Below are 25,115 nucleotides of genomic sequence, written 5' to 3'. Positions count from 1 at the left end.
ATCTCTGTAATCGGACAGCCTAGGCTGGAGCTCCGACCACTCCTGGAAGTGGGCCATCGTCTTCCGGACGCTCGTCCTCCACCTTCTTGGATGAAGGTTTCTTGGAAAGATCGTCTGGGATCGGCGGGGGCTTTGGCGCACTCGGTGGATTGCGCATTTCTCCATGATCAATGATATCCCGGAGGTGCGAGGCATCCAGCGTCTCGTATTCCAAAAGAGCCAATGCTATCTTTTCGACGATATCGCGATCCCGGGTAAGGATGCTAGTTGCCTCTTCGTAGGCATCATCAATGAACTTCTTAATTTCAGCGTCGATAACTCTGGCGGTCTCTTCGGAGTAATTCCGGCTCTTGTTCATGTCCCGGGCAAGGAAAACAGGGTTCTCTCCTTCTCCGTATTCGACCATTCCCAATTTGTCGGACATACCCCACTCACAGACCATATTACGCGCAAGCGAAGTCGCTTGGCGGATGTCTCCGGAAGCGCCGTTGGAAACATCATCGGAATGGAAAGCTTCCGCGATACGCCCTCCCATAGTGACAATAAGATTGGCCAAGGCTTCTTTCTTTTGGGTCGAGTATTTATCTCCGTCCGGCAGATACATCGTCGCGCCAAGATAAGGGCCCCGCGGGATGATTGTAACCTTGTGGAGTGGATGGGTATGAGGAAGAACCATGTTCAGGTAAGCATGGCCTGCTTCATGCCATGCCGTCCCCACTTTTTCCTTGTCGGACATAGCCAGCGAGCGACGCTCCCGACCCCACCGGACCTTGTCCCTGGCCTCTTCCATCTCAGCCAGAGTCACCGCGGACAAACCTTTACGCGCTGCCAGTAGAGCAGCCTCATTGACAAGATTTGCCAATTCCGCACCTGAGAATCCCGGAGTGCCTCTGGCAATCGTCGCGAGATCGGTATTGGCAGCCAATTTGATTTTTTTCACATGAACGCGAAGGATCTCTTCTCGTCCGTTCACATCAGGGAGAGAAACGCTGACCTGACGGTCGAAACGTCCCGGACGGAGCAATGCAGGATCGAGAACATCAGGCCGGTTGGTAGCAGCGATAATAATCACACCCTCCTGCGTATCGAATCCATCCATCTCAACAAGAAGTTGGTTGAGCGTTTGCTCACGCTCATCGTGTCCTCCTCCCATGCCATGGCCACGGTGGCGCCCTACGGCATCGATCTCATCGATGAAGATAAGGCAAGGCGCATTTTTCTTTCCCTGTTCAAACATGTCACGCACGCGGGAAGCACCCACACCGACAAACATTTCGACAAAGTCCGAGCCCGAAATCGAAAAGAACGGGACATCTGCCTCTCCGGCAATCGCACGTGCCAAAAGTGTCTTACCGGTTCCCGGAGAGCCAACCATCAATACACCTTTCGGGATGGAGCCGCCGAGCTTCTGAAACTTTTTGGGGTCACGAAGGAAGTCCACAATTTCAAAAAGCTCTTCCTTGGCTTCTTGAATACCGGCGACGTCTTTGAACGTCACTTTGTTCCGGTCCATCGTGAGAAGACGCGCCTTGGATTTACCGAAAGACATTGCACCACGACCAGCCGATTTCATCTGCTGACGGAAAAGGAAGAACAAAAGAAGGATCACCAGCAGGAAGGGAAGGAATGTAAACAGCGCTTTGCTGAGATAGTCAGACTTCCGGACATATTGTGCCTTGTCCTTGAGTAGCTCGCGGAGCTCGCTGCCCAGGATTGTGGAATCGACACTGACATTAAACGGCATTGGCTCGATTTTGTGGCCTTCGCTATCCTTTGCCTCCTGCATGTTGGTGATCGTTTCCCTTTTACCAACGATGACCGCGTTTGCATTCCCGTCGGTCATCAAAATACGCAGGGGATTGATCAGGTCACCTTCTTTGATCTCACCAAGAGCTTTCGCCTTGCGGAACTGAGCGAGGGAGAGCGTCTCTACGTCTCCTTCAAGAGGGGCTTCACCACTATCGGAAATTTCTTCCATCCGGATATTATCTCCCATCAGTTCCCGAATCTCCTCACTCTGAAGTCCGAGATTAACTGGGACTCTGAAGTCGGAGGTTTTGATCTCAGGATTCTCCGGTTTTTCGAGTGGAGCCTTCACCCAGCCGGAAATCGTCGCATCCAAAGCGGTATCGCTGGTGACGACTTTCAGAGGCTTTTCGGGATTATCGAGAATCACACGATCCTGATCCAATGTTTGGCGAAACTCCGAATAGCTAAGAGTCTTGGCCTGCGGATTCATCTGCGGTCCGAAAAAGGCAACGCCAAGAATTACTAAAGCCAGGCTGAAAAGGGCAAGGACACGCCAGTTGAATCCGTTATTATCTCCGGAAGGGCGGTTCGAGTTGGGTGGCTGTGGAATATTATTTTTTGAGTCGGACATGGTGGGTGTCGGCCGGTGAGTATTTTTATTTCCGGGTGAGAAAACCTAGACGGCTTGCGAAGAATGTCTAGGCGAGGTTTTTCCCTTGTTTGATCGCACGAATCAAGACAATCAGCAATCCCACCGCAACCGCTGGTGCCACATATGACAACATGGCATGACGGTATTGAGGGAAAAAGGCAGATTGGGTAGCCTCCAGAATGAGATAAGCAATATACGAGCCATAGAAACCAAGGAAAAAGATCCCGCCCGCACGGCCGATCTTGTATCCATAGAAAAAGATCGGCAATGACGCCAGTGCAACCGCGATCATCACCGGGAGATCAAAGCCAAACGCCTGCGCGGGCACATGGATACCATTTGGAGCCACGATTGAGGATATCCCCAGAACGGTAACAATATTGAATATATTGCTTCCGACGACATTCCCGACAGCGATATCGCGTTCGCCTTTCATTGCCGCCACCACCGATGTGGCCACCTCCGGCAAGGAGGTGCCGACGGATACGATTGTCAGGCCGATGATCAACTCGGAAACGCCGAAGAATCGCGCAATCTCCACGGCACCATCCACCAACCACTTGGAGCCCAATACCAGACCGCCCATCCCGAGGGCGATGAGGAGAAGGTTTTTCAACCACTTGGGGTCTTCCGTTGCCTTGCCATATTCCTCCTCATACTCGGTGAGAACTGCGGAATTCTTTTCACGTTTTGACTGAAGAATGAGCACTACGGTATAAGCTACCGCGATGGCAAAGAGTATCAGTCCGTCGATACGTGAGATGGATCCATCACGGGAAAGCCAGTAAAGCAGAAGCGATAGGAAAATCATCACCGGCAGATCAAACCGGATCAACTGCCTGTGGACGATCAATGGAATGATCAGTGCGGAAAGACCCAGAACAACCAGGATATTGAATATATTACTCCCAACCACATTCCCGACGGCTAGATCTGCCTGCCCTTGAAAGGCAGACATCACGGAAACCGCCAGTTCTGGCGCACTAGTTCCGAACGCTACGACCGTGAGGCCTACGATCAACGGGGAAATTCCTACGGCGGCAGCAATACTGGCAGCCCCTTTGACTAGCCAATCAGCGGCAAATACCAAAAGCGCGAGGCCCAGGATCAGTAATATAATGGTAAGCGTCATCGCGCGGATGTTTTCCACAGTTTCATCAACACGTCCACTATTTCCGATGATTCATCGGTCGTATTCCACCGGCTCTGGCCAATCACCCGGACATCACGGAAATCTCTATTTCTCGACGGGAAATAATTAACATCTCCGAAGTAAATTTCGTCGATGGAAGACAGCAAAGACTGTGTTTTTTATTTAAAGCTCTCCGGATCATTTTGCCATCCGTTTCATATCGTATCGCTTACCGATAAAGGTGGAGCCTATATTCTACGCGTTTCTAGCCGGAACCTTTTCAAAGAATCCGCATTGAATTTTCTTCTTGCATATACCTGAGACCGAATTTAGAGGAGCCCGCCCCAAAGGGGATAAAACACATGAAGAAACACACACGGAAATTCAAGTCCGCGATGCTGGCTCTCGTTAGTCTCGTCCTCATTCCAAGCTGCGCGAATACCAGCAATGCGAACTCAGTTGCTCTTGCAAAAGCGAAGCAGGATCCGTATCAGGTGAAGTCTGTGCAACAGGGTAAAGCCTCTTGGTATTCCATCAAAACCAATTACGGAACAGCCACCGCGAGCGGCGAACGCCTCCGCAATGAGGCGCCGACCGCTGCCCACAAGACGCTTCCAATGGGCACGAAAGTGCGGGTAATCAATATGAACAACAACAAATCCGAAGTGGTTACGATCAATGACCGTGGGCCTTATATCAAAGGACGTATCATCGATGTCACCATTGGAACCGCGGAAAAACTCGGGTTCGTAAAAAACGGAGTAGTTCCGGTGAAAATCGAAGTTCTCGATAAATCCGAACAATAATCCGACTCGAAGTTTCGAATTATCCTTTCGTCATTCTCTTCGCCCCGCAGTGGTAATTCCCTGCGGGGCTTTTTTTTGCTCCATCCGTTTCATCGGATCCGAAATTCACGGAGGGAATGGTGCGATCCTAACGTCGATTCCATTTTTTTCAACATTCGGTCTAATTTTGACTTGCCAATCATATCACCCCGGGTAGTTTTCGCGCCCCATGCCACGAGTAGGAGGAAAAGCAAAAACACGTAAGGCTGTCGCCAAACGCTTCAAAGTAACCGGCACAGGGAAGGTCCTTCGCCGCCATCAAGGAAAACGCCACTTGCTGCAAAGCAAGAGCCGCAAGCGCAAACGCGCTCTCGGTAAAGCTGGCCTTGTTTCGGCTGCTGACATCAAAAATGTCAAAGAGAACCTTCCTTTCCATTAATTAGAAGAGGAATCGACTGCTAACGCCCCCGTCCGCGTCTCGGACGGTCTTCACACAGCCTGATCCGGAAAAATCCCGGAAACACGAACAGGTGAGACTGTGGAAGATATGTAAATAACGACTTGTTCATAACCTAAGTATACAATGCCAAGAGCCACAAATTCCCCAGCAAGTCGCGCCCGCCGCAAGCGGACGCTTCTTCGGGCAAAGGGCTTCCGCGGTTTCCGCTCGAAGCTCTTCCGTTACGCCAAGGACGCTGTCCGTAAAGCGCAACAATACGAATATCGCGACCGTAAAAAACGTAAGGGTCAATTCCGCCGTCTCTGGACTCAGCGTATCAACGCTGCTGTTCGTGCGGAAGGAATGAGCTACTCCCGTTTCATCGAAGGTCTTAAAGCTGCCGGTATCGAAGCTGACCGCAAGATCCTCTCCGATCTCGCGATTACAGATCCTGCCGCCTTCTCAGCCATTGTCGCGCAAGCGAAACAAGCGCTGGAGAACAAGGCAAAAGCTTCTTAACTTGAGCTTCTCACTTGGTCTTCAAAGACACTGAGTAAAAAATCATCAGCCGCCTGTCCGAAACGACAGGCGGCTTTTTTGTGCTTTGTCGACTTTGCCAAAAAATGCTTCCATAGGGTTTCCATTCTTCCAACGGAAACAAAATTACCACATCATAGAGGAGTGAAAACCGCAGTTCTATTTCTCCTGTTCACCGCTAAACTCTTTGCCACGACAATTTCCGTCATTCCGGTCCACGAACCTCTCAGCCTCCATGGAACCGATGTTGACGATATCATTTCCGATACCGGGGAAGCTCTGCAGGCAACCGTCCTTCCACGTCCGATGGCTCTCACCGGTGCATTTCCCGAGGTTCTGGTGGAGGCCATACGCACCCCTCATCTCATCCCTACAAACAACCCAAACTATCGGGTATCGGAATCGAATCTCCTGGTTCTCTGCAATGTCGGGATTGCCGCGCAAATGACGGAAGAAGGCTTGCTGGTAACCATGAATCTCAGCGAACTTGAAATTCCTCAGGAAGTGGATATCACCAGCCGTCAGCTGTTGAAGCTCACCCTCGTCGCCTTGCAGCGGACCCTTGAGGAATATCACAAACCTCAAACAGACCCTCTGAAAGTGACTGTGGCCATCGATGGAACTACCGAAAAGAATGCCACTCTTAAGGATTTGGAGGTCACCTTCACGCTGGAGCCATCTCCGTAACCTGGCGGACACGAAAAAAAATTCGTCCAATCAATGTTCAGAGTTGGACGTTTGGAGCTTGGTGTTCATTCTATTCACATCGACATGCCTACTCCTTCCAAAGATCCCCGCCCATTCAAACGCGCCATTCTAAAGCTCAGCGGAGAAGCCCTCCGCGAGCCGGGCTCCACCGATAATATTTCTCCGGAAATTGTTCAACGGATTGCCTCGGAAATCAAAGAAGCCATCGATACCGGACTGCAGCTTGGTATCGTGGTGGGAGGTGGCAATTTCTGGCGCGGCGCAAGTGCGTCAGCCCGGGGTATGGACCGTGCAACTGCGGATTATGTGGGCATGCTCGCTACCGTGATGAATGCGCTCGCGATAGAAGGTGCGCTTTCCCATATCGGCGTGAAATGCACAGTTATGTCTGCCATTGAGATGAAGAACGTGGCCGAGCCTTTCATCAGAAGGAAAGCTGAGCACCAGCTCGACAAAGGAACGGTGATCATCTTTGCTGCGGGCACTGGCAGCCCATTTTTTTCCACAGATACCACGGCAGCTCTACGGGCCAGTGAGATGGGCGCGGATGTGATCCTGAAAGCCACACAGGTCGATGGCGTCTATTGCTCGGATCCCCGCAAGAATCCGGATGCAAAAAGATTCGATACCGTTACCTTCCAGCATTGTTTGGAAAACCGCCTCAATGTTATGGACGCAACAGCTTTCAGCCTCTGCATGGATAATGATATCCCGATCGTTATCTTTGATCTCGGTCCGAATGGAAATCTCTCCCACGCACTCCGCTCCCAGCCGATTGGCACGCTAGTCCATGGAGAATAACAGTTCCCACCTCTAGCAATTCACTTTTCCACATTTCCACCAATACCAATGCAAGATCCAGACCAAGCAATCAAAGCAGTAGAGGCCAGCATGATCGCCGGCATCGACCACCTCGTTCAGGATTTCTCCGGAGTCCGCACTGGCAAGGCATCCCCTGCCCTCATCGACAACCTGGATGTCTACATCCACGCCTATGGAGGCACTCAAAAGCTCAAATCACTAGCTGTCATCAATTCGCCGGAACCACGTATGCTGAATGTTCAGCCGTTTGATCCATCCACCACCCGCGACATCGAAAAGGCGATCCGCGAGTCCAAGCTCGGCCTCAATCCTGCCGCCGCCGACCGCTCAATCCGCGTCCCGATCCCGGAACTTTCCGAGGAACGTCGCCGCGATATGGTAAAACTTATCAAAACTCTCGCCGAGGAAGCAAAAGTCCGCCTCCGGGGCTCCCGCAAGGCAGGTCTTGACGAAGCTAAAAAAATGAAGGCTGATAATATCCTGACAGAGGACACCTACAAATCCTACGAAAAAGAGGTTCAGGAACTCACCAATAAATATACCAAACGGATTGATGAACTGGCTGTCGCCAAAGAAGCGGATCTCATGAAGATTTGAGATTTCCCATCATCTTTTCGATTTATTCATCCGGGCTTTTACTTGAAAAAAGTAATCGACCTGGATTTTTTTTACCGGGTTTTCCGCACAGCGGAAATCTTTGCATATTTTCAAATTATCCGCTTGCCAGACATCCTGCTTCTCAACTAAACATTCGCCCCCGTCACGGAAACGTGACCACCCGGAATTCACGGGGCGTTAGCTCAGTTGGTAGAGCACTTGCATGGCATGCAAGGGGTCAGCGGTTCGAATCCGCTACGCTCCACTTCCTTTCCCCTTAATGGATGGAGGATTGGGTCTACACCAAAAATCGAGAATTTACCGTTTTTGATGTTTTTTCATTTGAGTCACCCGCGTTCTGCGGTGACGCGAAGGCGGTAATAATTGAAGTTTTCAAAACCGTAAGCCCGGTTGAATAAGCCGCATTCTGGTGGCGCATCCGCAGGAGTGAGCGGTGCATTTGATCATGGATAGCACGTAGAGCGGCAACCCTGGTGGAGGGTATGGTCGATCTTTTGATACAAATGGTTCTGGGCTTTCCGGGTGATATCATCATTCTATCCAGCGAATACTTTTTTCCGGAATTACTTTCTCAACCACACCTATGACCGAGCGTTTACGGCGATATCTTCCGGCAATTCTGATCTTGGCCTGTGGTGTTTTCGCCTTTTTCCTTTCCTATCGTCAAAAAGAGTTGGCTCCTGGCGAGCCAGAGAGAGTCGAACGTATAGCTCGAAAAAAGCCGCAGCTGTCGAGCGTCGCAAAGGATACGGATACAAATATAGTTGAAACTCTCTCGGCCCTCCCTTCGGGGCTCGAGATCGAGGCTTTTTCATCCTATCATCCCAATGAACTCATTTTACGTTTTCCCACGCAGGAAAGCTACGCCACGACCATCAACCTCGTCCGCAGAAGCCCTGTCCGGCTATTGCGTCAGATCGATGCCTTGCGGGCAGTTCGTCTGGGCTACAACGAATGGCAGGATATGGCAGTTCTGTTGAACTCCGCGAATATTTCCAAGCTGAAACCGATCAATTCGCATCCGTCAGTCGGTCGGCCAATTCCCGGGATCGGCGATAAGGCGCTAGCCTTTAAAAATTCGGTGAACTCATGGTTGGGAGTGACGTCAGACATTTCCCAGATGGGAAAGGGAGTTAAGATTGCGGTCATTGATACCGGAGTCGTTCCTCATGCGGAAATTCCATCGTTGTATCGGTCAATCGAAATTGAACCGTTTCCCGGAGATTTGACGATGACACATCCCCATGGCACCTCGGTTGCATCATTGATCACCGGCAAAGGGCCCGGAGTGATCGGCCTGGCACCTGCTGCACGACTAATCTCCATCCGTGCGATCGATGAGAGTGGGTCAACAGACGGTTTCAATATCGCGGCTGCGATACTTATGGCCGTGGATGAAGGAGCACAGATCATCAACTTATCCCTCGGATCCGCCTCGCAGACTTCGCTGGAGAAGGACGCGGTCGAGATCGCTTTGGCCAGAGGTGTGGTGATTGTGGCCGGCTCCGGGAACGATGGCCAGGACCGGCTATTGTATCCTGCCGCGTATCCGGGGGTGATCAGCGTGGGAGCATTGGATGCGGGAGGCGAACGAATGGTTTTTTCCAATGCGGGAGAGAACCTGACGATCACTGCTCCAGGTTATGGTATTTTCGCGGCAGCCCCGGGAGAAAAATATCTTCATTTCAGCGGGACATCGGCTTCTGCTCCTATCGTTACCGGTGCCTTGGCAGCCATCATGTCAGACAGCAGCGGCAGAGCGGTCAGCGCCGGGGAAGCGGTGAAGGTTCTTTTGGAAAATGCAGACGATATCGGACTTCCTGGCCAGGACCCGGAATACGGCTACGGGATACTAAATATGAACCGTGTGTTCACGCGGACTATTCCCGGCATTCTTGATGCTGCGATTACCGATGTCCGCCTGCTCAATGGTGGCGGAGGAAGAATTCCCACCGAGATTGGAGTCACAGTCCAGAACCGTGGCACTGCCACCATCATTAATGCAGAGCTTACTGTCGCCACAGCCGGCGGAGTCAGCAAAAAGTATGTGACCCTTGGAACAAGGGAAATCGAAACGTTTACTTCACCGCTGGACGCAAATTCCGGCAACGCAGGCCCATTCCAGGTCGATTCCTCGATCATCCTGCCTGCTTCCGATCATGATATAACTCCGGACAACAATATTTCGCGGAACATCTTCTCTCTCCCCCGATAATTATCGCCGGACCAAGTCATTATGAAAGGCTCTCATAGGCTTATTGAACTTGTTTCTTGAATTATCATACCTGTCTCACCTTCGAGCACGCAACTTGCTACCAGAGCTGGCGAGCTCATGTCATTCTTCTCTTTAAAATCCCATAACGGACCTCTCACTGCGGATCTTGTCCAAGAACCCGGACAATTCGGATTGGGAAAGGTTCCTTCCCGACTTAAACCGGTCTGCACTGCCACCTCGATTTGTGGATATTGTGCGACAGGCTGTCAGCTGAAGCTTCATCTAGATGCTGAGGGAAATGCAATCAATCTATCGCCACAAGCCGGCTATCCGGTAAACTCGGGGATGGCATGCCCCAAGGGATGGCAAGCACTCGACCCGCTCGATTCCCCAGACCGTGCCACCGTTCCCCTACTCCGTAATCACAAAGGAAAGCTGGAACCTACTGACTGGTCGACTGCTCTTCAAACTTTCACCACGAAACTCAAATCCATCAAATCCACCCATGGAAAAGAATCCGTGGCTTTCCTTTCCACAGGCCAAATTCCTCTGGAAGAAATGGCCTTCCTAGGCTGTCTCTATAAATTCGGGATGGGATTTGTTCATGCGGACGCCAACACACGTCAATGCATGGCAACAGCGGCCACCGCCTACAAACAATCGTTTGGGTTCGATTCCCCACCGGGCACCTACGCGGATTTCGAGCAGAGCGATGTGATCGTGCTGATCGGCGCCAATCTTTGCATTGCTCATCCGATATTGTGGCAGCGCGTCATGCGCAATAAGCGCAATCCGAAGATCATCGTCATCGATCCACGCGCAACCGAGACAGCCCAGGTGGCCTCCCAACATATTTCACTTAGGCCCAAGGGCGATCTCCCACTACTTTATGCGCTCGCCCACTGTATCCTCCGCGATGGACGGATAGATTCCACATCGATTGCGAACACAGAAGGAATCGAAGATTTCACAGAGTTCGTGAAATCCTATTCCCCGTCATCCGTTACGGAAACCACCGGTATTCCAACCGAAACGATCGAAGCTCTCGCGCTTGATGTTTCCACCCCCGGCAAACGTGTATCCTGGTGGTGGACCATGGGAGTGAATCAATCACATGAAGGGACCCGCACCGCCCAGGCAATCATCAACTTATGTCTCATCACGGGAAACATAGGGAAACCGGGCACGGGTCCCAACTCGATCACCGGCCAATGCAATGCGATGGGATCCCGGCTTTTTTCCAACACCACCAGTCTCGTGGCCGGTCACGATTATGCCGACGAATCGCACCGCAGAAAAATCTCCGAGCAACTCGGAATTCCCTACGAAAAGATCACCTCCCAGCCATCGATGGCTTATGACGAAATTCTTGAAGCGGTAATCGCCGGAAAAATCAAAGCCCTATGGATTATTGCCACGAACCCTTTTCACTCCTGGATTGATTCAGGAAAATTGGAGAAGCTACGGGAGAATCTGGACTTCCTTGTGGTTCAAGACATGTATCACAACACCGAGTCCGGATTGCTTGCAGACCTTTTGCTGCCCGCTGCCGGCTGGGGAGAAAAAAGCGGGTGCTTCATCAATTCAGAGCGGAGGCTGGGCACGATCAAACCGGTCAGAAGAGCGCCGGGCGAAGCTCTAACGGATTTTAGAATTTTCCGTCTCATCGCGGACGCTTGGGGTTGCGGAGATCTGTTTTCCAAATGGACAGATCCCCAGGCGGTTTTCCAACTGCTCAAAAATCTCACAAAAGATCGGCCATGTGATATTGTCGGTATCGAGAACTATGAGCATATTGATCGGGAAGGCGGGATCCAATGGCCGTTTCCCGAACTTTCCGGAGACCATGGAAATGAGCGCCGACTCTTTGAAGATGGCAAATATTACACAAGCTCTGGAAAAGCCCGTCTCCATTTCTCCCCACCGACCGCAATGCCTGAGCCGGTAGACCCCGAATATCCGTTCCTGCTGATCACCGGTAGAGGAACAAGCAGCCAATGGCACACCCAGTCCAGAACCGGGAAATCAAAGGTATTGAAGAAACTTTACCCTGCGGATCCGTATTTCGAAATTAACCCTGCGGATGCTACCAAATATGGGATTGAAGCGAATGCCGCGATCGAAATCCGATCCCGAAGGGGCAAAATGAGTGCACGTGCCTATCTCGCTCCCACGGTGCAATCGGGACAGCTTTTTCTTCCCATGCACTATGCTGAGGTCAACAGGCTTACTTATCCGGCGTTCGACCCACACTCGCGGCAACCCGGATACAAAGCCTGCGCTGTAAAACTCCTAAAATGATACGCATACGCTATCTTATATAGATCTTAACTTTCATCATTTGTTGATTTTTTAAAAAACTACGTGATTACGTAAAAAATTCGGCTTGCCGGAAGTGTCGATATTGTCAATAAATGGAATGTTCACCCACACCCTATTATGAAAATGCCAGCCACCCCCCGCTCGGCTCTTCTCTTGATCATGTGCAGCTCCCTCCCGGCAGCAGCCCAGATGATAGAAGTCCCGTCAGCGAAAAACACCACCACCGGGCACAAGGTCGAAGGCCTTGATTCTTCCGAGCATGCGTCATTTGCAGCAGATAGATCCCTTAGTGGTGTCTATCAGCTCCCTTCAGTCAGAAAAGCGCAAGCCGATCTATCCGAGACTGCTCCTGTGTATGTGAATCAGGATGCGCTGACATTGAACGACAAACGTTTTGCCGGCCGTAAAACCGAAAACGTTCTCGATCTCTCAGTTTTGAAAGAGCCATCGGTCTACCGCACTGCCTCGAGGGTCAGGATGCAGGTTTCCGACCAGCAGGCCACAGGAATTCATGCGGGATTGGCAGAAATATCCGCCGCATACCAAAAGCCGGGCCAGAAATCGGACAATGCGGACTGCGAGTCCGTCTCCATGTCAGTAGAGCATCGTATCCAGATGGATACCTCAAAGGTGCTGGAAATCGTTGAATCCGAAATAGGTGCCAACGCAAACTGCGCATGTGAGATTGTCAAAATAGCGATCAAAGCGTCCGGCGCGGACGAAGGCCTGGTGGGCGATATTACCGAAGTCGCCATTACTTCGGCTCCTCAATCGATGCGTATGATTTCCCAGTGTGCTATTGCAGCCATGCCGGAGGCTCTTCCAGCCGTTCAGGCAGTTCTCGCCAAACTTGATCCCAACCGTGGTGATACCAGCTACAGTGCCAAGGATGCAAAAAGCGGCAAGGAAGCGGTAGCTGCTGCCGTCTCCCCACCAGAGGAGCCACCCAATCCACTCGATCTCCCGCCGCCACTTTTCCCACCACTTCCACCGCCACCGGTTTATCCGCCGCCTGAAGTGACCGACCCGAATCCTTAAACATGATTCCTCGTTGAAAGTTTTTATACTTCGCGCCTAGATTATCATTCACCCGCATTTCCTTCAGATTTGCGGGTGTTTTCTTAGGAAGATTGATCATGTCTACCGCTCCCAACATCAAAATTGAATGATTTCATCACTTCGCTTGTCCTATCATCAGCAAGAACTACTATAAGCTCATGAAATTCCTTATCGGCCTCGCCGCCTCACTCACCATCTTATCCGCTTCGCTGAAAGCCCAGGATCCCCAGAAAATCCTCGAGGGCGCCAGGCTGGCCGCCACGCTCACTGAAATTCAAGAAGGACTGCAGGGCACCCTGTCCAAAAGCGGACGAAAAACCCCGATCACCCTGTTCCTCCGCGGCAAGAACATTCAGTTTCAGTTTACGGAGAAAGGTCAGCCTCTCCGCATCTTTCACATGCGCCTGAGCGATGATAAATTCGATCTATTCGAGATCATCAATGGTAAGACGGTCAATTTTGATCGTAACAAGCTCGTTGAGCCAATCGCGGGCACAGATTTGACTTACGAAGACCTCTCGCTACGTTTTTTCTATTGGCCCAACCCGAAGCTTGAGGGAATCGAGAAAGTTGCAGGGCAGGATTGCTATAAACTGCGCTTGGACAAACCGAACGGTGCGGCAGGCCGCTATGAGGCGGTATACGTATGGGTTCACACAAAATTCGGCGCTTTCATGCGCATCCGCGGACATGATGCCAAGGGCGTGCTGGTGAAGGAATTCCAGGTCGAGGATGTCATGCAGGTTGCCGATGGAGTGTGGACTCTACGCCAGATGCAGGTCGCCACCCACGATTCGAAAAGCGGTCGTCGTGCGTCAATTACCGATGTTACGCTTAACAAACCCTCCAAAGGTACGTTAAAAGGCCTCCGTTGATCACATATTTTTGATTGCTCAGCTTCCACTCATACTTCATAGGGCGAAGGCACCGCAGAATTCCTGCTTGTCCATTACGTCCCTGTGTTCTTTATTTCCCGCCCTTCAATGATGAATCCTTTCTACCATTCCAGCACACCGCTCGTCCCAGGCTCCCTACACAGCCTCTCAAATGAACACGATAACTGCGGTATGGGTGCCATTGCCCATCTCGAAGGCAAGCGTTCGTTTACGGTGCTGGATCATGCCCTGACTTCCGTTTCCTGCATGACTCACCGTGGTGCTGTCGATGCCGATATGAAAACAGGTGATGGCTCCGGAATTCTCTCGCAGATTCCTTTTCCCCTGTTTTCAAAAGCTGCGGCTGAACTGGGAACCACAGTGGAAAATCCCGAGGATCTTGCGGTTGGTGTTTTCTTTTTCCCACGCGGTAATACCGAGCAGACTGCTTCGATCAAAAAAATCACTGAAGACACCATCGGTAAACGGAATATTACCTCAATCGGCTGGCGGGAGGTTCCGGTTGATGTCGATGCCCTTGGGAAGATCGCCCAAAAATCCCGCCCGAATATCGAACATCTCTTGATGCTCAAGCCTACCGGGATGGACCAGCTGGAGTTTGAGCGTAAGCTCTATCTCTGCCGTCGCGAGATTGAGCACGCCACCAAAGAAATTCCCGGCTTTTACATGCCGTCTTTTTCCAGCCGTCTAATCTCATACAAAGCCCTGGCCATGCCGGCAGCACTCCGGGGCTTCTACGGCGACCTCACCAACCAAGATTTCGAGACGGCGATCTGTCTTTATCACCAGCGTTTCTCAACCAACACCTTCCCTGCCTGGCCGCTCGGCCAACCGTTCCGCATGATGTGCCACAATGGCGAAATCAATACAGTTGAAGGGAACCGCAACTGGATGACATCCCGTGAAGAATTCTTCGAGTCTCCGGTATGGGGTGACGAGATCGACATCGTAAAAAATCTTATCCGCCACGGGGAGTCGGACTCGGCATCCCTCGATCATTGCTTGGAGCTTCTTATCCTTTCCGGCCGCTCTCCTGAGCATGCCATGTGTATGCTGGTTCCTCCCGCCTATCGTAATGATGAGGAAATTTCCGATGAGCTCCGCGCATTCTACCAATACATCCGTTCGTTCTCGGAGCCTTGGGACGGACCAGCTGGTCTTGTCTTTACGGATGGCACCAAGCTCTGCGCATCGCTTGATCGCAACGGCCTCCGCCCGTCACGTTACAAAACGACGGCCGATGGATTCCTCTACATCGGCTCCGAAGCAGGTGCGGTGGTATTCGATGACGCCAATGTCACCCGCAAAGGTCGGCTCGGGCCCGGTCAGATGCTTTCCGCGGATACTTCCACGGGTGTGCTGAAGATGGACATGGAAATCAAAGAGGAGCTAGCACGCCAGAAACCGTATCGCCGCTGGATTGACGAAAACCGCCTTGAGCTCCGTAAGTTCATTTCACCGTCCGCGCACGTGCCGGAAATCGAGATCGAACCGGTGGAACTTTCCCGCCGCCAAATCGCCAACGCCATCTCGGCTGAAGAGCTTGATATGGTTTTCCCTCCCATGATCAAAGGCGCCCAGGAGGCAGTCTTTTCGATGGGAGACGATATCCCCCTGGCTATTCTGTCCACTTATCCGCGTCTGCTTTATACCTATTTCAAACAGCGCTTCGCCCAGGTTACCAACCCTCCGATCGATCCCATCCGCGAATGGGCGGTGATGTCATTGGGCGCAGGGCTTGGCCCGGAACGGAATCTCCTTGAGGAAAGCCCGAACCACTGCAAATCCATTTCCTTGGATTCAGCAATCCTCTTCGAACATCAGCTGGAGAAAATCACCCATTTGGCCGAGCACGGTTATCCTTCGCACGTTCTCGATTGCACTTGGGATCTCTCCCAGGGAAGAGAGGGACTCAAGGCCCGAATTGACGAGCTTTGCGATGAAGTGGAGCGCGCTGTTAACAAGAACATCTCCATTATTATTCTTTCGGATCGTGCAACTTCCGCCCAGCGCGTGCCAATCCCGGCACTGCTTGCCACCGGGAGTATCCATCATCATCTCAACCGTATCCGTAAGCGTATGCGTGCGTCCCTGGTGGTTGAGACGGGAGAGGCGCGTGATGTCCATCAGATCGCATGTCTCTTCGGTTTCGGAGCTACGGCCGTGGTTCCATATCTCGGTTACGCAACGGTTCGCCAACTGGTCGCGGCCGATCAGGGCAAGGACAAGCTCGGTGATGGTATGACACCCCAGAAAGCCATGACCAACTACCGCAAAGCTCTTGAAAAAGGCTTGCTCAAGATCATGTCTAAAATGGGAATCTCCGTTCTCAATTCCTACCAAGGTGCGCAAACTTTCGAAGCCATCGGTATCGGTAGCGAAGTAGTCGATTTCTCATTCACGGGAGTTCCTTCACAAATCGGCGGCATTTCCTTCGGAGAAATTGCCGATGAATCTCTCATTCGTCATAAGGCCGCTTTTGAGACCGAAGCTGCGGATGGCCCTCTGGATCTCGGGGATCCGGGTTACAACCGTTACCGGAAATCCGGAGAGCGCCATGCTTTCACCACCGAGGTGATCAAAAACTTCCACACCTACGTGAAATCAGGCAAGCCCGAGGACTACGAGGACTACGTGAAGGTCTGCCTGGAGACTAACCCGGTCGCCATCAAAGATCTTTTGAACTTTGTTCCTGCCGCTAGCGGCCCTATCCCTATCGATGAGGTCGAGCCGGTGGAAGATATCCGCCGCCGCTTTACCACTGCAGCGATGTCTCTAGGAGCGTTATCTCCGGAGGCTCACGAAACTCTCGCGATCGCGATGAACCGCATCGGCGGCAAGTCGGACTCCGGCGAAGGCGGTGAGGACCCCATCCGCTTCAAACCTTATCCGAATGGAGATTCCGCCCGTTCATATATCAAACAAATCGCTTCGGGACGTTTCGGCGTATCGGCACATTATCTGGTCAATGCGGACGAACTCGAGATCAAGATGGCTCAAGGCGCCAAACCGGGCGAAGGTGGCCAGCTGCCTGGCCACAAAGTTAACGCACTGATTGCGCGTTTGCGGAACACACAACCTGGCGTGCAGCTGATCTCCCCTCCTCCTCACCACGATATCTACTCGATCGAGGACTTGGCACAGCTCATCCATGACCTGAAGGAAATCAACCCCCGGGCACGCATTACCGTAAAACTTGTGGCGGAAGCTGGAGTTGGAACCGTTGCTGCAGGTGTCGCGAAGGCTTCCGCGGATAATATCCTCATCTCAGGCCACGACGGAGGCACCGGTGCATCTCCGCTTTCATCAACGAAACATGCCGGTTCTCCATGGGAACTTGGCCTTTCCGAGGCACAGCAGACTCTTATCATTAACAATCTTCGTGATCGGGTTATCCTTCGCACCGACGGCGGTATCAAAAACGGCCGGGATGTGGTGATTGCCGCAATTTTAGGAGCGGAACAGTTTAACTTCGGCACCACGGCGATGATCGCCATGGGTTGTGTTTACGTTCGCAAATGCCACCTAAATACCTGCCCCGTGGGTGTAGCAACAACGGATCCCAAGTTCCGTGCCAAGTTCAAAGGCACTCCGGAGATGGTGATCAACTATTTCAACGCAGTTGCACACGAAGCCCGCGAAATCATGGCAAAACTCGGCGTCCGCAAGCTTGACGATCTCATCGGCCGCCCCGAACTCCTCACCCAGCGTGAGGTGCCTAGCCATCCCAAGGCAAACACTCTCGATTTTTCCCGTCTATTGAAAGACGTGGTGCCGGCAGTGGCCAAAGCCATTGAAAAGCCTGAAGCCGATGTCGCCAGAATCTGCACCCAGGAGCGCAATGATGGCATTGCCAAATCCGCGCTTGATATCCAGATCATCAAAGACTTGATGCAGCATGCCGGAATCGCGCCTTCGGAAACTCCCGAGTATGGAGACGCTGCTATCACGAAAGAAATGCTGGATGCCATCCAGTCGCTTCCGGATCGCGCTCCTGCCAAGCTCGCCTACGATGTAGTCAATACCGATCGTAACATCGGCACCCGCCTGTCCGGCCGCATCGCCGAGGTTTTTGGAAACCGGGATCTTCCGGCAGGTAGTATTCACATCACTTGCAGCGGCTCCGCAGGTCAGTCATTCGGAACATTCCTAGTAAATGGAATCACCCTGGAGTTGATCGGGGAAGCGAACGATTACGTGGGTAAAGGAATGTCCTCCGGAGAGATTATCCTCCGTGTCGATCCGGCAGCCAAGTTCGAGGCAGCCAAGAACTCCATCGCCGGAAACACCTGTCTGTATGGGGCCACCGGTGGTGCGCTCTACGCAAATGGCAGAGCCGGTGAGCGTTTTGCCGTCCGGAACTCAGGCTCAACAGCCATTGTTGAAGGAGTCGGTGATCACGGCTGCGAATACATGACCAATGGCACAGTCGTCATTCTGGGCAAAACCGGCAAAAACTTTGGTGCAGGTATGTCTGGCGGCACTGCCTTCGTGTATGATGTGGATGGAAAATTCTACTCCCGTGTCAACACGGAGATGGTCGTAGCCATGCCCATCACCCGTCCCCAGGATATTGCCGAAGTGAAGTCTCTCATTGAGCTCCACGAACAGAAAACGGGCTCGAAACAAGCTTCCGATTTACTTGCGGACTGGGAAACGACTGCCCGTAAACTTGTGCGGGTGATTGCCAAGGAACGCGCCGAACTCGAGGCAGCTGAAGAGCAACATGAAGCAGCCTCCACTCCCGTAGGCAAATAATCGCTCAAAAATCAGTTCGCCTGGCTTCATAGCTGGCAGGCATTACCAAGCTTCTTCCGTAATAGCGGAAGAAGCTTTCTTTTTCTAGCTCATCTCCCTCCGGGCACGACAGGATTCTCGGATTTCCTAAAAAGAGTCTTCCGCCTTCCCCTCTGTTTTATCGCCAGATTTACCAAGATCTTCAGGACTCGCTTTGGAAGCATTTTTGACAAGGCTGAACAATAACATGCCGACCACGCTGAAGCTCAGCAAAATCATTCCCAGCATCACTAGCGCGAAACCTCCTCCATCCGTAATTTCCTGATTCATCAATGTATTCGATAACCTCCCACAATAGCTTCTCCGATACAACAAACCTTCTCGATATTTCAGAAAAAACACCATTGCGCCCGCCACCATATAGAACTACCACTTCTGCATGAGCATGCTTGCTGAAAGAACATCCATCATTTCCAAAACAAAAGAACTCTGCGCACAAATCGCCGAGGACGAGCAATTCATCAAGCTTCAGGCGGATGTTGAGCGCTTCCTTTCCGATGACGCTGCCAAGCTTCAATATCAGTCCGTCCATGAAAAGGGCGAAGAGCTGCACCACAAACAACATGCCGGTGTGGAGCTGGGTGACGCTGAAATCAAAGCCTTCGAATCTGCCCGGGACGAGCTTTTTGCAAACAAAGTCGCAGCGGACTTCATGGATGCACAGCGCACTCTTGAAGGATTGCAAAAGCAGATCGGCCAATACATCAGCATGACCCTCGAGCTCGGCCACGTTCCCAGCGACGAGGAGATCGCAGAGGCACAGAACGCTGGTGGCGGCTGCTGCGGTGGTGGTGGTTGCGGTTGTTAATCGCTCCCCTTCCCTCTCAATCGTGTCTACGGATCACGAATATCTTACTTTTCTGGGCACCGGCACTTCTGTCGGTGTTCCTGTTATAGGCTGTAGGTGCATGGTCTGCACTTCTACAGATCCTTGCAATAACCGCACCCGCTCTTCCATTTTGATCAAGAGCGGAGGGACCTCATTACTGGTCGATTCCGGTCCGGATCTTAGAGAGCAGGCACTGCGCGAGAAGATCAGTTCCATCGATGCGGTGATCTACACTCATTCACATTTGGATCATGTGGTAGGATTCGATGAGCTTCGTGCGTTTTGCTGGCACAGACAGGATCCTCTGCCCCTATATGCCACCCAATATTGTCTGGATGTGTTGAAGAACATGTTCGCCTGGGCTTTCGATGCCGGAAACTCCTACCCTGGCTATATCAAGCCCGATCCCCGGATCGTGGCGGAACCTTTTCAATTCGGCTCGCTTGGAATCACTCCGCTACCCGTTATTCATGGCTCGGTGGTCACCGTGGGCTATCTTTTCGAAACCAAAAATGCTTTCCGGTTTGCCTATCTTCCGGATGTAAAAACGATTCCGGAATCCACACTTTCCATGATGGAAGATTTGGATCTGCTCATCATCGACTCATTACGAAATGAGCCCCACGCGACCCACCTTTCCGTTCCGGAATCATTGGAGATAGCGAAAAGGTTATCACCCGCCCGCACGATTTTTACGCATATCAGCCATGATATTGACCACGCCACGCTCAGCGCCGAGTTACCGCCAGGTATATCGTTGGCCCACGATGGATTGCACGTTGCTCTCATAGATTGACGAAAATTCAGCAAACTCCATTGCAAGATTTTCTCCGTCATTCATGATCTCCGCATGTCCTTACTGCGGTCACACCCCACTCTCGCAAAAACATTTTTGCAGTTTTTCATCGCCGCTTTCTTGCTCGCTTTCGCCAATGCCCAGTTTCTAACCCACGAGCAAATTCTCGTCGTTTTCAACGAAGCAGATTCAGAATCAGCCAAGCTTGCCGAAGCTTATCGTGCCGCCCGGAATATCCCGGAGAATCAGGTTCTAGGATTAAACCTTCCTCTGAAAGCCGATATTTCGCGTGACGAATACCAGTCGACCCTGCTTAAGCCCCTTCGAGAGTATTTTGATTCTCAGAATTTTTGGAAACGCGGCAAGGATGCTCAAGGCATTCTTCTGCCTATTGAAAACCGTATTCGCTGCATTGTCCTTATGCGGGGCGTTCCGTTAAGAATAACTGCGATTCCCTCTTCTTCACCGGCCGACGGGGAAGCTCCGCCAAAAGATCCGATTTCTCCGCGCGACGAAGCTTCTGTCGATTCCGAGCTCGCCCTATTCGGCGTAGAAACGCTTCCGGAAAAAGGCATCCTTCAGAATGCTTTCTATGATAGCAAAGTCCCGCTTTCCAAAGTCAATGCACCTTATCTGGTCCTTACCGCGCGTATCGATTCTTCCAGCTATGCGATCTGCAAGCGTATGATAAACGACTCGGTAGCTACCGAGAAAACAGGCCTTTGGGGGAGAGCTTACGTGGATATCGCCAATAAAATTCCTGAGGGCGACCAGTGGTTGAATTCCATCATATCGCGGAACCAGCAATACGGCATCCCTACTGTCACGGATCGCTTCAATGACACACTTCCGAAGAACTACCCCATGACAGAGCCTTCTCTCTACTACGGATGGTATGATTGGAATGTCAGCGGTCCTTTTCTCAATACCGGTTTCAAATTTCGCCGGGGGGCTATCGCGGTGCATCTGCATTCTTTCAGTGGCCAGCAACTGACCGATCCACATCAGAACTGGTGTGCTCCACTACTCGCACGTGGCGCCGCTGCAACAGTGGGAAATGTCTACGAGCCTTATCTTCACCTTACACACCACTTCGATATTCTTCATGACCGTTTGTTGAAAGGCTGGAGCTTTGGAGAGGCTGCCTGGGCGGCGATGCCCGTCGCTTCCTGGCAGGGAATTACCTTGGGCGATCCCTTATATCGTCCTTTCCTGCATATTGATGGCACTGGCGAAAATCGGGGTGAAGACCGGGATTTTCGTGCGTTGCGTGCGGCATCCCGCCAGTGGTCGGACGCGACCGATGAGCGCCGTGCCAAGCTTGCAGCAGCCGCCCAGAAACTCAGTTCCGGAAATATCGCGGAAGGATTGGCACTCGATTACCAAGAATCCAAGGATTCGGAAAATGCCGCAGTCTGGTTCAATAACGCAAAAACATTCTATTCCCGCAAAGAGGATCAATTGCGCCAGGATATGCAGCTAATCGCAATTGATCGCGCAGCGAACAACACGCAAGCAGCTATCTCCGCGCTGCGTGCGGCGCTGAAAAACTATGGAACCATTTCCGAGACTGCGGCGCTCTCCGGATGGTTGGACATTCTCGATCCTCCTCCGCCACCAGTTGCGGATCCGTCGAAAATCCCGGGCAATTAATTCTTCATTGCGTTTCGTCTGTTCTTTACGATTCCATCCAGCTCATGAATTACGGCTTTCTGCTAGAGAGTGTCTGGCATCCGCCTCTTGCCTTCGAGGAAGTCGCAGCACCAAAGTTACCACCTGAGCTGGAGCTCCAGGCCTTATGGTTTGCAGGAAGTTTCGGCAGGGAGTTCAAATTGAAAGACGGCCGAAGCTTACGCATAATTCAGTTTGGCGAATGGAATCACGGACCCGGACCGGATTTCACCCACGCGGCCATTGAGATTGATGGATGCCATTACACCGGTGATCTTGAAATTGATTCGTGCACATCTGACTGGGAATCGCATGGTCATTCCACCAACCCGGCTTTCGCCAATACGATTTTACATGTGGCCTTCCAACCCACGCTGCGTGAGATGTTTGTCCGCACGTCAAACCATCGCCTGGTCCCAGAGCTGATGATCACTCCCAACCAGCTGACCGAGGCGCTTCGCCTGCCGTCCCGGGATACCGCCATCGCCATTCCCGGCCGCTGCGTTCAACCGCTTCGAAAGATGTCCCAGTTGGGTATCGAGCGCCTGCTACGTGAAGCTTCCCTTCATCGCGCTTCGCTCAAGGCAGCTCGCTTCCTCCGCACGGTGGAGGCTCATGACTTTGACTCCGCCTTGTTCCAAGCCACTGCCGAGGTTCTGGGCTATGGAGGAAACTCCTTACCCATGAAACTACTTTCCCAGCGGGCACCAGTAAAAATGCTCCGGGCAAATCCTCTGCACTCTGAAACTATCCTGCTAGGCACGGCAGGTTTTCTCGACGCAGGTCTATACCTTCGGGCACCGGAAGACACCCGCGAATATCTTTCCCGCCTTTGGGAAACCTGGTGGAAAATACGTCCGAAGCATGAACCGCCGACAAATTCCTGTAGTGCATGGAGAACCAGCGGTCAACGGCCAGCGAATCATCCTCACCGCCGGGTGGGAGCGCTCGCGGCACTGGTCGACAAATGGCCGACTTACCGTAAGCTCGCCTTGGCCACACCGTTTTCCGTCAAGCCGATGGTCGATTTCCTGCAGGAATTGACCCACGACTTCTGGACTTTCCGCCATACGCTGACTTCTGCCAAAAGCAATAAACCTATATCCATTTTTGGGAAAAATCTGGCGATGGAATTATGCGCGAATCAGCTCATCCCGCTTGCTCTCCATGAAAAGAGGTTCACCTTTCACAACTACTTCAAACACCGTCATTCCACAATCAATCAAAAGCTGAAACGCTGTGGGATCAGGCTTTTCGGCTCTGAAGAAGCCTCGAGGCCCTACCTCCGCCGCCTTTCCCACCAACAGGGCATGCTTCAGATCTACAGCGATTTCTGCCTTGAAGATTTTTCAGACTGCGAGAACTGTCCGTTTCCCGAGCAGCTGCTCCAATGGCGTTGAGTTTCTCGCGGACACGTTTATAATTTCAATCTTAACAACCAATGGACATCACTCTCAACGGCCAATCTCACCCGCTAGCTGGAACAACCACACTCGAGGAGCTCTTGGAATCCTTGGATCTCAGAGGCAAACCAGTCGTGGTAGAATTGAACCAAACCGCCATATTGCCGAGGAATTTTTCTTCCACGGAAATCAATCCCGGCGACGCGATCGAGATCGTCACCTTGGCTGCAGGAGGATGATCTTCATCCGTGGAAACAAGCGATTTCCATGAGGGATCGGATTGGACATCCGATATGATCCGGCCGAAGCTAGGCGCATATGCCGGACAAGAACCAGCTCGGAAAAACTGCTAGTATCCCCAGCACCGAGAACAGCGATATCAGGCGCCAGCCGGTCGCCAACGTCGGGCTGCGAGAGGCATTTTCAGCATTTTCGCATCGCAATTACCGGATCTTTTTTGGCGGTCAAGTCATCTCACTAATCGGCACATGGCTGCAGACTACCGCAGAGGGTTGGTTGGTCTACGATCTGAGTGGCTCCTCGGTCGCCCTCGGGCTCATCCGGTTTGCCAACATGCTTCCATTCGCGGTGATCGCTCTTTGGGGCGGCATGATCGCGGACAGATACTCAAAGCGAAAAATCCTGATACTCACCCAATCAGCGTCCATGCTGCTGGCATTACTGTTGGCTCTGCTGGTTTATCTTGAAATCATTGCCGTCTGGCACGTCGCGGTGATCGGCTGTTTATTGGGAGTGGTCAATGCCTTCGACGTGCCCGCGCGGCAAGCATTCGTAGTGGAACTTGTCGGACGGAAAGATCTCATCAACGGCATCGCGTTGAACTCCTCCATGTTCAATTTCGCACGGGTCGCAGGACCAGCTCTCGCTGGCGTCCTGATCGGTGTGGTAGGAATGGCTGGCTGTTTTTTACTGAACGGTATTTCCTATATCGCGGTAATTTTCGGCTACAGGATGTTGCAGCTCCCGGAGTTCCGGAAGCGCACAAACCATCCCCCATTCGCAGAGGCCATACGCGAAGCATTTCAATACATCTCCCGGAACGGACCGCTCCGCGCAATCATGATTCTGATTTCAACATTCAGCACATTTGGAGTTAGCTTCGTGGTATTGATGCCCGTTTTCGCCAAGGATGTCTTGAACGGAAATGTGGGCGCGTTTGGCACACTCATGGCGTCCAATGGAGCTGGCGCACTGATCGGTGGTCTGGCCTTGGCTTCCCATGGCAAGCGGTTCGAAAGACGGACCTTGATCTATACAGGCCTCTTCGGATGTTGTGCGTTTCTGGTTATTTTCGCGCTTTCCAGAATTCTTCTGCTATCCGCTTTGATGTTACTTTTTGCAGGCTTCTTCATGATCATTTTCTTAGCCACTGCGAATACGGCCACCCAGCTCAGGTCCCCTGACGAACTACGCGGTAGGATCATGGGCTTCTACTCTCTATGCTTCCTCGGTATGAGCTCGGTGGGCGCCTTGCTCACAGGTTTACTGGCCAAAATATTTGGCGCACCCGGCACGGTCTGCCTTGGAGCTGTTATATGCGCAATCATCGGCCTGATGGTTAAAGGACGGCTCATCCCGATCCCTGCGGAATCTTCCCCGCTCGATTCGTGATCGGTATTTTCCCGCCAGATCCAGGCCACGGTTTCCCGCGGAAAATTCTAGCC

The 25,115-nt window shown here is 52.1% G+C and carries 20 protein-coding genes and 1 tRNA gene; 18 read left to right on the top strand and 3 right to left on the bottom strand.

Annotated elements, in window-relative coordinates; all coding sequences use genetic code 11:
• Positions 1–19 precede the first annotated feature (19 nt).
• Both ftsH and ACFSSA_RS06930 read right to left on the bottom strand, forming a co-directional pair.
• Entirely contained in the window at positions 20–2,380 is a 2,361-nt protein-coding gene (ftsH, locus tag ACFSSA_RS06935) for an ATP-dependent zinc metalloprotease FtsH (protein ID WP_386819608.1), read from the bottom strand.
• Between the two features lie 67 nt (positions 2,381–2,447).
• On the bottom strand, positions 2,448–3,551 hold the full coding sequence (locus tag ACFSSA_RS06930) for a calcium/sodium antiporter (RefSeq protein WP_386819606.1): 1,104 nt from the start codon (positions 3,549–3,551) through the stop codon (positions 2,448–2,450).
• A gap of 344 nt (positions 3,552–3,895) precedes the next feature.
• Between ACFSSA_RS06930 and ACFSSA_RS06925 the strand changes: the two genes are divergently transcribed.
• The 12 genes from ACFSSA_RS06925 (at position 3,896) to gltB (ending at position 18,692) form a co-directional block, all read left to right on the top strand.
• On the top strand, positions 3,896–4,339 hold the full coding sequence (locus ACFSSA_RS06925; protein ID WP_386819604.1) for a septal ring lytic transglycosylase RlpA family protein: 444 nt from the start codon (positions 3,896–3,898) through the stop codon (positions 4,337–4,339).
• Between the two features lie 208 nt (positions 4,340–4,547).
• A complete protein-coding gene (gene rpmI / locus ACFSSA_RS06920) occupies positions 4,548–4,757 on the top strand; it encodes a 50S ribosomal protein L35 (protein WP_386819602.1) in 210 nt (69 codons plus the stop codon).
• 144 nt (positions 4,758–4,901) lie between these two features.
• Positions 4,902–5,276, top strand: a complete 375-nt coding sequence (gene rplT, locus ACFSSA_RS06915; protein WP_386819600.1) for a 50S ribosomal protein L20 — start codon at positions 4,902–4,904, stop codon at positions 5,274–5,276.
• A gap of 162 nt (positions 5,277–5,438) precedes the next feature.
• Positions 5,439–5,981: a hypothetical protein gene (locus tag ACFSSA_RS06910; RefSeq protein ID WP_386819598.1), complete on the top strand. Its 543-nt coding sequence runs from the start codon at positions 5,439–5,441 to the stop codon at positions 5,979–5,981.
• A gap of 84 nt (positions 5,982–6,065) precedes the next feature.
• On the top strand, positions 6,066–6,803 hold the full coding sequence (gene pyrH / locus ACFSSA_RS06905; RefSeq protein ID WP_386819873.1) for a UMP kinase: 738 nt from the start codon (positions 6,066–6,068) through the stop codon (positions 6,801–6,803).
• A gap of 48 nt (positions 6,804–6,851) precedes the next feature.
• On the top strand, positions 6,852–7,421 hold the full coding sequence (frr, locus tag ACFSSA_RS06900; protein ID WP_386819596.1) for a ribosome recycling factor: 570 nt from the start codon (positions 6,852–6,854) through the stop codon (positions 7,419–7,421).
• Positions 7,422–7,613: 192 nt separating this feature from the next.
• Positions 7,614–7,686 (top strand) — tRNA-Ala (locus ACFSSA_RS06895).
• Between the two features lie 339 nt (positions 7,687–8,025).
• Positions 8,026–9,657 (top strand): S8 family peptidase, encoded by a 1,632-nt coding sequence (locus ACFSSA_RS06890; RefSeq protein ID WP_386819594.1) that lies wholly within the window; start codon positions 8,026–8,028, stop codon positions 9,655–9,657.
• Between the two features lie 117 nt (positions 9,658–9,774).
• Positions 9,775–11,958 carry a molybdopterin oxidoreductase family protein gene (locus tag ACFSSA_RS06885; protein WP_386819593.1) on the top strand — a complete coding sequence of 728 codons (2,184 nt, stop codon included), beginning with the start codon at positions 9,775–9,777 and terminating at the stop codon, positions 11,956–11,958.
• A 144-nt stretch (positions 11,959–12,102) separates the two neighbouring features.
• Positions 12,103–13,017, top strand: coding sequence for a hypothetical protein (locus tag ACFSSA_RS06880; RefSeq protein WP_386819591.1), 915 nt, complete (start codon positions 12,103–12,105; stop codon positions 13,015–13,017).
• 179 nt (positions 13,018–13,196) lie between these two features.
• A complete protein-coding gene (locus ACFSSA_RS06875) occupies positions 13,197–13,913 on the top strand; it encodes an outer membrane lipoprotein-sorting protein (RefSeq protein ID WP_386819590.1) in 717 nt (238 codons plus the stop codon).
• 108 nt (positions 13,914–14,021) lie between these two features.
• On the top strand, positions 14,022–18,692 hold the full coding sequence (gene gltB, locus ACFSSA_RS06870) for a glutamate synthase large subunit (RefSeq protein WP_386819588.1): 4,671 nt from the start codon (positions 14,022–14,024) through the stop codon (positions 18,690–18,692).
• 126 nt (positions 18,693–18,818) lie between these two features.
• Here the strand turns inward: gltB and ACFSSA_RS06865 are convergent, their stop codons facing one another.
• Positions 18,819–19,001, bottom strand: a complete 183-nt coding sequence (locus ACFSSA_RS06865; protein ID WP_386819586.1) for a hypothetical protein — start codon at positions 18,999–19,001, stop codon at positions 18,819–18,821.
• Positions 19,002–19,110: 109 nt separating this feature from the next.
• Here ACFSSA_RS06865 and ACFSSA_RS06860 point away from each other — a divergent pair, with 109 nt between their 5' ends.
• The 6 genes from ACFSSA_RS06860 (at position 19,111) to ACFSSA_RS06835 (ending at position 25,062) form a co-directional block, all read left to right on the top strand.
• Positions 19,111–19,539: a YlbF family regulator gene (locus ACFSSA_RS06860; RefSeq protein ID WP_386819584.1), complete on the top strand. Its 429-nt coding sequence runs from the start codon at positions 19,111–19,113 to the stop codon at positions 19,537–19,539.
• Positions 19,540–19,561: 22 nt separating this feature from the next.
• Complete coding sequence (locus ACFSSA_RS06855) at positions 19,562–20,356, top strand: MBL fold metallo-hydrolase (RefSeq protein ID WP_386819582.1); 795 nt, start codon at positions 19,562–19,564, stop codon at positions 20,354–20,356.
• 54 nt (positions 20,357–20,410) lie between these two features.
• Positions 20,411–22,009 (top strand): TIGR03790 family protein, encoded by a 1,599-nt coding sequence (locus tag ACFSSA_RS06850; protein WP_386819581.1) that lies wholly within the window; start codon positions 20,411–20,413, stop codon positions 22,007–22,009.
• A 44-nt stretch (positions 22,010–22,053) separates the two neighbouring features.
• A complete protein-coding gene (locus ACFSSA_RS06845; RefSeq protein ID WP_386819579.1) occupies positions 22,054–23,427 on the top strand; it encodes a DUF2851 family protein in 1,374 nt (457 codons plus the stop codon).
• Between the two features lie 41 nt (positions 23,428–23,468).
• Positions 23,469–23,669, top strand: a complete 201-nt coding sequence (gene thiS, locus ACFSSA_RS06840) for a sulfur carrier protein ThiS (protein WP_386819577.1) — start codon at positions 23,469–23,471, stop codon at positions 23,667–23,669.
• Between the two features lie 79 nt (positions 23,670–23,748).
• On the top strand, positions 23,749–25,062 hold the full coding sequence (locus ACFSSA_RS06835) for an MFS transporter (protein ID WP_386819576.1): 1,314 nt from the start codon (positions 23,749–23,751) through the stop codon (positions 25,060–25,062).
• Positions 25,063–25,115 lie beyond the last annotated feature (53 nt).

Origin of the sequence: Luteolibacter algae (assembly GCF_042683045.1) — a bacterium.
GTDB classification, from domain to species: Bacteria; Verrucomicrobiota; Verrucomicrobiia; order Verrucomicrobiales; family Akkermansiaceae; genus Luteolibacter; species Luteolibacter algae.
Note: the sequence above shows the minus strand (reverse complement) of the source record. Positions and strands in the feature narration are given on the sequence as shown.